Annotated in this window: 10 protein-coding genes and 2 pseudogenes; 6 read left to right on the top strand and 6 right to left on the bottom strand. The window is 63.3% G+C overall.

Going from position 1 to position 10,801, the window contains the following annotated elements:
• Together KYK83_RS16690 and KYK83_RS16685 are read left to right on the top strand one after the other, a co-directional pair.
• Positions 1-1,077: arsenic transporter (locus tag KYK83_RS16690; protein ID WP_222829063.1), on the top strand; the 1,077-nt coding region annotated here is incomplete at its 5' end.
• The gene (locus KYK83_RS16685) at positions 1,074-1,397 is read left to right on the top strand and encodes a YnfA family protein (RefSeq protein WP_196847435.1); all 324 of its coding nucleotides are present in this window, start codon (positions 1,074-1,076) and stop codon (positions 1,395-1,397) included. The genes KYK83_RS16690 and KYK83_RS16685, both read left to right, overlap by 4 nt.
• Before the next feature lie 252 nt (positions 1,398-1,649).
• Here KYK83_RS16685 and KYK83_RS16680 read toward each other — a convergent pair whose 3' ends face one another.
• Entirely contained in the window at positions 1,650-2,348 is a 699-nt protein-coding gene (locus tag KYK83_RS16680; RefSeq protein ID WP_196847436.1) for an anti-sigma factor family protein, read from the bottom strand.
• Positions 2,345-2,884, bottom strand: coding sequence for an RNA polymerase sigma factor (locus KYK83_RS16675; protein WP_196847437.1), 540 nt, complete (start codon positions 2,882-2,884; stop codon positions 2,345-2,347). The genes KYK83_RS16680 and KYK83_RS16675 overlap by 4 nt, the downstream gene beginning before the upstream one ends.
• 34 nt (positions 2,885-2,918) lie before the next feature.
• Between KYK83_RS16675 and KYK83_RS16670 the strand changes: the two genes are divergently transcribed.
• The 3 genes from KYK83_RS16670 to KYK83_RS16660 all read left to right on the top strand — a co-directional run bounded on the left by KYK83_RS16670 (position 2,919) and on the right by KYK83_RS16660 (position 5,999).
• A complete protein-coding gene (locus tag KYK83_RS16670; RefSeq protein WP_222829062.1) occupies positions 2,919-4,139 on the top strand; it encodes a S8 family serine peptidase in 1,221 nt (406 codons plus the stop codon).
• Between the two features lie 117 nt (positions 4,140-4,256).
• Positions 4,257-5,069 carry a hypothetical protein gene (locus tag KYK83_RS16665; RefSeq protein WP_196847439.1) on the top strand — a complete coding sequence of 271 codons (813 nt, stop codon included), beginning with the start codon at positions 4,257-4,259 and terminating at the stop codon, positions 5,067-5,069.
• 123 nt (positions 5,070-5,192) lie between these two features.
• Complete coding sequence (locus tag KYK83_RS16660; RefSeq protein WP_222829061.1) at positions 5,193-5,999, top strand: hypothetical protein; 807 nt, start codon at positions 5,193-5,195, stop codon at positions 5,997-5,999.
• Positions 6,000-6,169: 170 nt separating this feature from the next.
• On the opposite strand, the gene KYK83_RS16655 is transcribed toward KYK83_RS16660, so the two are convergent.
• Both KYK83_RS16655 and KYK83_RS16650 read right to left on the bottom strand, forming a co-directional pair.
• The gene (locus KYK83_RS16655) at positions 6,170-6,649 is read right to left on the bottom strand and encodes a response regulator (protein ID WP_222829060.1); all 480 of its coding nucleotides are present in this window, start codon (positions 6,647-6,649) and stop codon (positions 6,170-6,172) included.
• Positions 6,650-6,754: 105 nt separating this feature from the next.
• Positions 6,755-8,383: a sensor histidine kinase gene (locus KYK83_RS16650; protein ID WP_196847441.1), complete on the bottom strand. Its 1,629-nt coding sequence runs from the start codon at positions 8,381-8,383 to the stop codon at positions 6,755-6,757.
• Positions 8,384-8,539: 156 nt separating this feature from the next.
• Between KYK83_RS16650 and KYK83_RS17485 the strand changes: the two are divergent.
• Positions 8,540-8,869: pseudogene (locus tag KYK83_RS17485) on the top strand (chromosome partitioning protein ParB); the annotation flags it as partial.
• Positions 8,870-9,174: 305 nt separating this feature from the next.
• On the opposite strand, the pseudogene KYK83_RS16645 reads toward KYK83_RS17485, so the two are convergent.
• Together KYK83_RS16645 and KYK83_RS16640 are read right to left on the bottom strand one after the other, a co-directional pair.
• Positions 9,175-10,005 (bottom strand): annotated as a pseudogene (locus KYK83_RS16645) (MFS transporter); the annotation flags it as partial.
• A gap of 30 nt (positions 10,006-10,035) precedes the next feature.
• Positions 10,036-10,638, bottom strand: coding sequence for a transmembrane anchor protein (locus KYK83_RS16640; RefSeq protein WP_222829059.1), 603 nt, complete (start codon positions 10,636-10,638; stop codon positions 10,036-10,038).
• Positions 10,639-10,801: the final 163 nt, after the last annotated feature.

The raw sequence follows: 10,801 nt of genomic DNA, 5'->3' as shown, positions 1-10,801 counted from the left end.
ACGCATAGCCAATCAGCGCTGATATCTACACTCCACGTGGCGCGGTGGGGGCGCGGCGACGGTCGCTGGCTATTCGTGCTCGTGGTGTTGCTAGGCGCAGGCGTCGCAGCGATCTTCGCCAACGATGGCGCCGCGCTGATCCTCACACCGATCGTGATCGCGATGCTTCGGGCGCTGGGATACAACGCCAAAGCGACGCTGGCCTTCGTCATGGCGGCCGGGTTCATCGCCGACACCGCCAGCCTGCCGTTGGTCGTCTCCAACCTTGTCAACATCGTGTCGGCCGATTTCTTCGACATCAGATTCGGCGAGTATGCGCTGGTCATGGTGCCGGTCGATTTAGCGGCAGTTGCCGCCACGCTGGCAGCGCTGCTGCTGTTCTTCCGCAAGGACATTCCCGCCAGCTACGATGTCGCACAGCTACGCGCTCCGGTAGAAGCGATCCATGACCGCGCGACCTTCCGTGCGGGCTGGGTGGTGCTGGCCCTGCTGCTGATCGGATTCTTCGTCCTCGATCCGCTCGGCGTGCCGATCAGCGCGGTCGCTGCTGTCGGCGCGCTGGCGCTTATCGCGATAGCTGCGCGCGGCCACGTCATTCCAACGGGACAGGTAATTCGCGAAGCGCCCTGGCAGGTCGTAATCTTCTCGCTCGGCATGTATCTGGTCGTCTACGGGATGAGCAACGCGGGGCTTGCCACCGCGATTGCCGGACTGTTGGAGCGCTCGGCCGAGGGCGGGATATGGGGCGCGGCCTTCGGAACGGGCATTTTGTCAGCCGTGTTATCCTCGGGCATGAACAACATGCCCACCGTCCTCGTCGGCGCGTTGTCGATCGATGCGACCAGTGCCACCGGTCCGGTTCGCGATGCCATGATCTACGCCAATGTCATCGGCTGCGATCTCGGACCCAAGATCACCCCGATCGGATCGCTCGCGACCCTGCTGTGGCTGCACGTGCTGGGACAGAAGGGCGTGAAGATCGGCTGGGGTTATTACTTCCGCGTCGGGATTACGCTGACCACGCCGATCCTGCTGGTGACCCTGGCAGCGCTCGCCCTGCGATTGAGTCTCGCATGAAACTGTTCCTCGTCTATCCGCTCGCGGCGCTGTTCGAAATCGCCGGCTGCTTCGCATTCTGGGCATGGTGGCGGCTCGAGAAGAGCCCCTTGTGGCTGCTGCCCGGGATGGTGTCGCTGGCCCTGTTCGCATGGCTGCTGACTCTCGTTCCGACCGACGCCGCAGGTCGCGTTTTTGCTGCTTATGGCGGGGTCTATGTTGCCGCCTCGCTGCTGTGGCTGTGGATCGTCGAAGGAACCACGCCCGACCGGTGGGACTTCATCGGCGGCACGGTCGTGCTCGTCGGCGCTGCCATTATCCTGTTCGGCCCGCGTGGCTGATTACCCAATCCCGGATACCTTTCTTGTCGCGCCTGCGTCTCTTGCGAGATCCCGACAGCTTCCCGGCGCTCGGTTCGATTATCGTTCATGGTCAGCCCGCCGCGAGCTACGGTGGCGATGGCTGAGACTCCAAAAACTCTCGCTAGCGAAAATACACAGAATCACTTTGCCGACCTCGCGTGAATGCGCTCGATCCTAAGCGACCGAAACCAGCAAGAATTATCTGAAAGATATCCGCTGAAAGGGAGGAATCTAGCGCCAGTCCCGTGCGCGAGCCGCCTTCTCCGCTTCCTCATCGAGTGCAGGCCCCGCCGCCATTTCCTGCGCGAGCGCCAAAATTTCCGCATCTCCCGCTCCCGCCATACGATAGTCGGTCGGGTCGCCGTGGCTACCTTTGCCCAGCGCCTCGAGTTTCCAGCCGGTCTCGTCGCGGCAGGCAATCCCGCTCCCCGCACGGCCGCTAAAGGCGCGGCAATAGCGCCCTTCCTCGCTGCGGAACGACAATATTACGCGCGTCTCTTCTCTTGGCGACTGGACGGCCACGAGCCGGTCGTCGAGCACAGCAGCAAGTTGCGTATCGACATAAGGGGAGGCTTCGCCGCCCTGTCTCGGCAGGAACACAGCGAGCACCAGCGAAGCTGCCAGCGCCGGCGCGGCGATCCAGCCCCAATGCGGCAGGCGCCGCCGACTCTCGCGCCGCTCGCGGGCTGCAGCGAAGTCGACGATTTCGGCTGGTTGTGGCTGTGCGAGCAAGGAGGTAAGCCGTTCGGGAGCGCACTGTCCGAGCACGGGTGCATAATGCTCCGCCAGCATCGCCTTCAGTGCCCTGTGCCGTTGCACCTGCTGCGCCAGCTCGGCATCGCCTGTCACCGCCGCGGCGACCTCTGTCTCGCGCTCGCCTGAAAGTTCGCCATCGGCAAAGGCGGCGATGTCTTCACGGGTAATCGTCACGATGCTTCTCCCAACTCGGCCATCAAGGCATCGCGCCCCCTCACCAGCCGCGAATTGAGCGTGCCGACCGGGCACCCCACGATTTCGGCGGCTTCCTTGTAGGCATAGCCTTCGACCATCACGAGCAGCACGGCTTCGCGCTGATCGGGGGGCAGCGACTGCATGGCGCGATCGACATTGCCGAGTTCGACCGCGGCTTCCTGCGCGCCTTCGCTGCCTATGGCGATGCCCGCCTCCTCGCTGACAAAGGTCTGCAGGCTGCGGGTCTTCTTGCGGCCCTCGTCGATCCAGATATTGCGCATGATCCGATACATCCAGCTATCGAGCCGCGTGCCGACCTCCCAGCGAGAGCGGTTGGCGAGCGCGCGTTCGATTGTCATCTGACAGAGATCGTCACCATCGGACGGATTGCCGGACAGCCCGATCGCGAAGCGACGCAACCGGGGCAACAGGGCCAGCAAGTCTTTCTCGAACGAGGGGTTCAGTGTCTCTGCCTTCCGCAGGATTAAACGGACGAGCGCGCTCGTTTCATCCATGCTTAATGCGTTTTCTCCGATGGACGAGGCATCGATGCGAATTTTTTCCCTTCTGTGTGCCAGCCTGGTCTTGCTCGCAGCGCCCCTCGCCGCGCAGATCGCCTTGCCGCGCCTGCCTCTGCCCCCGGTCGGCCCTGCGCTCGGAGATAGTCTGGGCGCGCTGGGCGAGGCGCGTGCCGAGTTGCAGCGGACCGTCGAGAAACTGGCTCGCGATCGCCTGCGCACGGTTGAGCGGTTGGTGCGGGCCAATCCCGACATTATCGAACCGGACGCCCTCGGCGCTCCCGCTCGGCGGGGCGAACTGCTTGTCATGGATGTACCCGCCAACGCTCTGGACCCCGCGCTGCAGGCGGGATTCACCGTGCTTTCGCGCGAAGAGGTGGAAGGGCTCGGCCTGTCGCTGGTGCGCGTAAGCGTCCCTGCCGGTCTGTCGCTCGCTGAGGCGCAGGGCGCGCTGGCGCTCCTCCTGCCCGATGCCGAGATCGTGGCGGACAATCTCCATTTCCAGGCCGGTGTCGCCGACAGCGCGCTCGCATCCGCCGCGTCCTCGGCCTCGACGGGACGGTCCGCGCCGGTCGGGATGATCGACGGCGCCACCGGGCCTTCGATCGCGGTCGCGGAAACGCGCGGCTTCGCCAAGGGGGCGCCCTATCCGAGCCATCACGGCAGTTCGGTCGCCTCGCTGCTTCAGCACGCTGGCGCGGGCACGGTCCGCGTGGCCGACGTCTACGGAACCGACAAGGCAGGCGGCAATGCGCTCGCCATGGCGAAAGGCCTCGGCTGGCTGGTGGAGCGGGGCAGCAAGGTGGTCACGATCAGCCTGGTCGGGCCGCGCAACGCCCTCCTTGAACGGGCGGTCCGCGCGGCGCAGAGCCGGGGCGTGGTCGTGGTGGCGGCGGTCGGCAATGACGGTCCCGCCGCTCCACCCGCCTACCCCGCGTCCTATTCCGGCGTCGTCGCGGTCACCGCCGTCGATGGCAAACGCCGCGCCCTGATCGAGGCGGGACGGGCGCTCAATCTCGACTATGCGGCGCCGGGCGCGGATATCTACGGTCGCAATGCGAAGGGCAGTCGGATCAAGCTGCGCGGAACCTCCTTCGCCACGCCGCTCGTCGCGGCGCGGGTGGCGAGAGCGATGGGGCAGGGCAGCGATTGGCGGAGCGCGCTCGACCGTGAGGCGATCGATTTGGGGCGTAAGGGACCGGACGATATCTTCGGTCGCGGCCTCGTCTGCGCGACCTGTACGGGGCACTGAGCGGGGGCGCTGAGAAAAATTTTTGGCGGCGATGGATTAAGCGCGTCGGCCCACCCGTTTTCCTTTCAATTGGATGCATCCCCCCTCTTTCGCATCCGCAGACGAAAGGAAATCATCATGAAGACTCTCCTGCTTGCCGCATCGGCTTTCGCAATGTTCACCGCGCCTGCCCACGCCCAGCTTCTGGGTGGAGTCGGTCAGTCCGTCACCGGCACGCTCGGCGGTTCGGTCAATTCGACGCTGCGCGGTTCGACCGAGACGCTGCGTTCGAGCACGCGCGGCACTCTGCGCGGCGAAGCCTCGACCCGCGGCAATCAGTCGGTCGACCGCAGCAGCGGCAGTGTCGCCGTCGATCGCAGTGTCGATACCAGCCTCGATGGCGCGACCAGCCAGGTGCTGGGCAGCCAGGCGGGCAACGCCTCGGCCAATGGCGCAGGTTCGGCAAGTGCCTCGGGATCGGGCAGCGCGAATGCGCAGCTGATCGGGACCGATGCCGTGAGCGGCGCGGTTCGTGGGGCCACCTCCACCGTTCGCAATGTCGCCACCCCGGCCGTCGGCGCCGCGCGTGACCGTCTTTCCGGGACCGCAGGCCAGATTGGTAACGTCTCCGGTGCGGCCAATGGCGCGGCCAACGGGACCGCGAATGGTAGCGGCATGATCGGCGGCGGGATGCTCGCCCTTGCAGGCAGCGGCGCGGCCGAGGGCCAGGGTGCCTTTGCCGTCGCTCCGGGAATGCCGGTTGAGCTTCCCTCGGGCGAGCAGCTCGGGACGGTCCGCGATATCGTGGCGACGCGCGCCGGCGAGGTCCGCCAGCTGGTCGTCCAGACCAAGGACGGCCTGGCGACCATCCCCTCGGGCAACCTCTCGGGCAGCGGTTCGGTCCTGATCGCAGCGGAAGGCTCGGCCTCGGGCGCCGCGACGGGCGAATAAGCCGTTTGTCTGACTGACCAAAAGGGGCCGGGCCGCTCGAAGGGGCGGCCCGGCCTTTACCCGCTCCATTTCGACGCCTCGGCCTGCCTTCTCTGACGGTAAGCCAGACACAAGGATTCTCTCATGCGGATCGCGACACTAACCGCCCTGCTGCTCGTCACCGAAGCGCCAGTGATGGCTCAGGAGGCGGATCGCACCCCTCAACAGGACAACGGTTCTGATACCTCTGTCTCGCTCCTCGCTGGGGCGGATTATATCTCGGGCGAAATCGACGATCAGGATTACGAGACTTACGCTGCCAGCGCGGGTCTGGCCGTCCGCTCCGGGCGATTTTCGCTGACCGCGTCGGTGCCCTACGTTTCCACGACGACGCCCGAGGATCTGATCGTCGGCAATGGCGGCGTTCTCGGCCTGCCGCTCCTCGCGCGCCCGACGACCGAGCGCCGCGAGGTGACCCGCGACGGGATAGGCGATGTCGTGGTCCAGGCGGGATATTCGGCGCCGATCGGAAGCGTGAACGCATTCATCGCCGGTAACGTCAAAGTGCCAATCGCATCGCGCGAAAAGGCGTTGGGCACGGGAGAATTCGACTATGGCGTGACCGGACAGGTGTCGCGCCAGTTCGGGCGCGCCATCCCCTTCGCATCCGCCAGCTACACCGTGATCGGCGAACCCGAAGGCTTCGATGTCCGCAACACGCTCACCGGTAGTGTTGGAACACAGGTGCTGGTGAGCGATGCGAGCTCGGTGACGCTCAGCTACGCCTATGAGGAATCGGCGAGCGCCGCTATCGCAAACCAGCAATCGGTAGGCCTGGGCGTAGAGTCGAATCTCTCCTCGAGCGTGCGGCTCGGTCTGGACGCGCGCGCAGGTGTATCACGCGACGCTCCGGACGCACGATTGGGGCTAAGGATTGGGTTCGGCTTTTGAACTTCACCTGCGAGATTCTTGCAGGATATTCCATCGAAAGCGATTGCAAGTGAGGTTTCGGGATCGAGCCGGGTAGATTCCGTCGAAGAAGTCGCCGTCGGACTGGTCGAACGCTCGCGGTAGATCGTTGGCGAGCCGCGCTGTTTTCCTGTTCAGGCGGATGCCCACATCTATGCTTCTCGCGGATTGGATAAACGCACGGAATTCGGTTGCACAGCCGCCAAGCCAGTGCGTCCGGCTCGTGCTTGCAGCAACCGGTGAATCCGTTCCGACAGCGCCCTCGCATTATATGGCTTCGGCTCTATCGGACCTAGGGCGCAAAGGTCTTCACTCAGCTCCGCAGTCCGCGCCAGTCCGGAGGTTAGAATGACGGGAATTTCCGGGCGGTGCTCTTGTACCCAGCGGGCCAGATCAAATCCGTCGCGCGTTCCAGGCATATGAACATCACTGAAAACGAGATCGATGCCAAGGTCCGCCGTTCGCAGGAGTTCCACCGCCTCGTCGGCGTTACCTGCCTCCAAGATCTGGAAACCACATTCCCGTAAATAGTCGGCGACCACGAAGCGGATCAGCACTTCGTCCTCGACTACCAGAATGACCGAAGGCTCGGTATCAGGCAGAGCGCCGTCATTGTCGTGTAATTCGTCCATATCCTGACCGAAACGGCAAACGTTTAATTTGGCTCCAAGGAATCTCGACAGGCCTGAAACCGTCCGATGACAGCGCCGCCTATATCAGGTTCCCGCGCTGCCAGCTTAGTCTTTCGCTACTTCGTCTCCAGCGATCGACGGAACTGCCGGCAGCGGGGCCACGAAATTCATCCGGAAGCCCTGCGGCTCGTATGCCAGGTCCACGGTCCCGCCGAGGCCCCCGAGACCGCTGCGCAGGAGCCGCGACCCGAAACCGCTTGCCTTGGGAGCCATGACGGTGGGGCCGCCCCGTTCAACCCACTCGAACGCGAATTTGGGAGGGGACTCGTCGGTCAGCGTCCAGCCGATCTGCACGGACCCGCCTTCGCTAGACAGAGCTCCGTATTTGAACGCGTTCGTGCAGAGTTCGTGGATTGCCAGCGATATCGTGACGGCCGTCTCGGCACGAACATTGAAGTCGCGGCCATCAATCCTGACACGATCCGGCGAGGCCCCGCAGCTTTCCAGCGCCGCATGAATAATGTCCGTCATCGACGCCTTGGTCCACCGCTCCGCGGTGAGCAATTCGTGCGCGCGGGCGATCGCGTCGAGCCGGCTGTTGATGATCGTTTCCGTCTCTTCGGAAGAGCGCGCGCTCCTGAAGGTTTGCGCAATAACGGCCTTCACGATCGCCATTGTATTTTTCACGCGATGGTTGAGTTCGCCAAGCAGCAGTTTCTGCCGATCCTCGGTCCGCTTGCGCTCGAAGACCCGGCCCGCCTGTTCTCCAAGCGTCCTGACCGTCAAAAGCAGGTCCGGATCGGGTTGTTGGGGATCCTCGCAAAAGAACTCGAGCACGGCGATGACGCTGCCTTGCGCCTTCAGGGGAAAGCCGAATGCGCTTCTGAAGCCGAGCCCTTTTCGAGGGAAGTTGCCGGAGCGATCAGTGTCGGCCACCCAGACCGGTTCGGCGGTCATGAGAACTGTACCTGGCAGCCCCCGGCCCATGACGAAGCCGCCGCAGTTCGTCGCCTGCTTCAGATCGTCCGCTTCGCCCGGGTTGCGTTCAATCCAGATGTCGGACGACACCAACTGTGTGCCAGGGTCGGGAACCACGAATGCATGACCAACCGGCCAACCACTCAGTTCGCAGATCCCCTTGAGAGCAGCCTCAAGGGCTGCCTCGAACGAGTCCGCTTCCGATGCGAGGCTTGCGATTTCAAACAGGACCCTTGTCTCGGTGGCCTGCCGCTTGAGCCTAACCTCATCGCTTTTGCGCTTTGAAATATCGCGCAGGAAGCCGACGAATACTTCCCCGTCGCAACCATCCGCGCGCGTGATGGCAAGCTCGACCGGAATTTCGTCGCCATCCTTGCGCAATGCGCTGATCTCGATACGTCGGTTGAGAACCCGTGGCTCTCCTCCGGCCAACATTCGTGCCAGGCCGGTGCGATGGGCATCGCGATGCCGCACTGGCACGATCAGATCTTCGAGCTTCCGGCCCTCCGCTTCGCTCGCGCTCCATCCGAAAGTCGCCGCGGCCTGATCGTTCCAGCCAACGATTACGCCGCCACGATCCATCGCCACCACGGCATCAAGAACCGTTCCAAGTACCGGTGCCAGAATTTCGCGATCGCGAAGGGCGGAAAAGGTCAACATAGCGAGGACGTTACCGAACTCGGCTTCGCGGGTCGAGCGTGATGCCACCACCACTTCATGAAAACCGCCAGTGGTCCTCTCAGTTCCCGATTTCACTGAACTTGAAGACTGCCGTCTTCGGACCTTTGGAGAGACCGCAGCATTTCCATATGCACCAGTTCGGTGAGTGGATGATCTTCTGCGTGCGAACGTGGCTGTAGTGTGCATGATTAGACGAGACAAGAGGCAACTTTGCCCTTCCTGAGCGGGGCATGGCGGCCCACGGTGGCGAACTACTTCGACCGCGTGGCCAAGGGCCGCACGCTCGAGGCGCTCGATGCTGCCGGTGGTCCGGAGCTGGTCAGTCGCTATGCTGCATCGAAGAAAGCCGAACTGGCGAGCGCTGCCGAGCGCATCTTCTCCGGCAACTTCATCGGCGAGGCCGATGTCAAGGAACGGGCACAGGCCTGGGTGCCTTCGATCATGCGGTTCACTATAGGTGAGGTCCCTGCCGATCTGGAGGAAGCTGTGTCGATTGATGACGAAGCCGGTGAAACGGTCAGCGGCGAGGTGACCGACGAGATTGCCGAGCAGGCTGCCTGACCCCTCCTGACAGGTCGAGGTCGCTCGGCGGGCGGTCCGTCCCAATTGGGACGGACCGCCTTTCTTGCTTCACACCTTGCCCGGCCACCCAGTGTGCAGATCGTCGATGACAAAATGATGCTGGTGACTGCTGCCTCCGTGCTCTTCCAAATGCGGATGATCGGACGGCAGGTCGGGATGCGAATGCAACAGCATCGAGGGATCGTTGCTGGGCCAAAGCCAAAGGGCAAGTCCAACACCCGTAGCGGCCAGGCCAGCGTGACCAGCAAGAGGCCGCCACCAGCGATCATGATCGTGCGATCGTTAATTCGTGCCAGGATGCGCGGGAGGGCGAGCGCAGCCAGCATCGAGCCCGCTCCGTAAGCCGCCAGAGCCAGCGCGACGTCGCCCTCCGTCCCTCCCATGTTCTTCACGATCACGACCGTGTTGACGATGACCATGGCGCTGCCGGCTGCCGCTGCCAGGGTGACCGCCAGCAAGCCGACAAGCCTCGGGGTCTTGAGATACACCCGCATACCGCGCGTGGTTTTACGCCAGACGCCCTCGACACGCTTTGCGGTCGATTTTCTGTACGGCAGAGCCGCACTCATGACGAGCAACGCAGAGACTACAAAACCGATAGCCGTTCCCGCGAATAGCCAATGGAAATTTATGATAACAAGTAGCGCGGCAGCCAGGACCGGGCTGATGAGGCTTTCGAGATCGTAGGCCAGTCGGGACAGGGACAGAGCCTTGGTGTATTTCTCTTCGTCGGTCAGGATGTCGGGTATGGTGGCCTGGAAGGTAGGCGTGAACACGGCCGATGCCGATTGTAGCAGGAAAATGAGCAGATAGATCTGCCAGACCGCATCGACGAAGGGGAGCAGGAGCGCCACGCCGGCACGGACAATGTCCATTCCTACAAGCAGACGTTTGCGTGGTAATTTGTCGGCATAAGCGCCCGCGAGGGGGGCGATGCCGACATAAGCGACCATCTTGATGGCCAGGGCCGTTCCCAAGACCGCGCCGGCGTCGGCACCGGCGAGATCGTAGACCAGCAAGCCCAGAGCGACCGTGGCCAGCCCCGTTCCGACAAGCGCGATGACCTGCGCAAGAAACAGGTGACGATAAGTGCGATTAGTCAGAACGGAGAGCATGGCGATGTCTTCCTTCAGCCAGAGCGTGATCTAGACCACGCGCTTGATATCGGAGTAGCTGCCGTCGGTCTTGAGGGTCACGGTGACGGTTGCGCCAGAACGATTGCGCCAGAACCAGCCATGGCTCCCATCGAAGGCGGCGACGAGTGTGCCGGACTCACCCGTGGATTCGCGGCCTTTGTCGTATCCGTGGTAAGAAATGCCCGGGGCATCGGCATGCGTATCGAAATTGACGTGGCCACCTTGCACCGACCATTCGTATTGAAGACTGGCCCCATCGGCCATGACCGCCTTGACTTCCGCACCCTCACCAGGCGCGAGCGTCAATTCGGTGACATCGCGGCGCGTTGCCGCTTCGGAGCCGCTGCCGCTGTTACCGGCGAGCGTACGAACCTCCTCGATGGCTGTGTTCTGCTCGTCGGCAGCTGCTTCCGCAGCAAGTTGCTGTTTGATCTCGCCCATCTCGGAATATCCAAGAAGACGGCCCGCTCCGGTCGGATCGATCGCGTATTCCGCGGGTAGAACCACGGTGACCAGGAGGACGGTCGCGGTCACCAAGGCGAACGCGGTCGCCTTGACAAGCTGGCGGTTGGTGGGAAGGTCGCTGGTGGACGGGCGCTGTGAATTGAACATGTCTATTGCTCCTGGAAAAATGTGATCAGGCTACGGCGAAGCCGACGAGTTGGTAGCCGACGAGCATGAAGCCCGCGGTCATGAGAAGAGTGTTGGCGGCGAAGGCGTGACGCATGAAGCTCTCGGTCCTGCGCCAAAAGCCCATCACGATCAGGATTGCGCC

This window comes from Qipengyuania pacifica, from assembly GCF_019857205.1.
GTDB lineage: Bacteria > Pseudomonadota > Alphaproteobacteria > Sphingomonadales > Sphingomonadaceae > Qipengyuania > Qipengyuania pacifica.
This window is presented reverse-complemented; position numbering and strand designations above follow the sequence as displayed.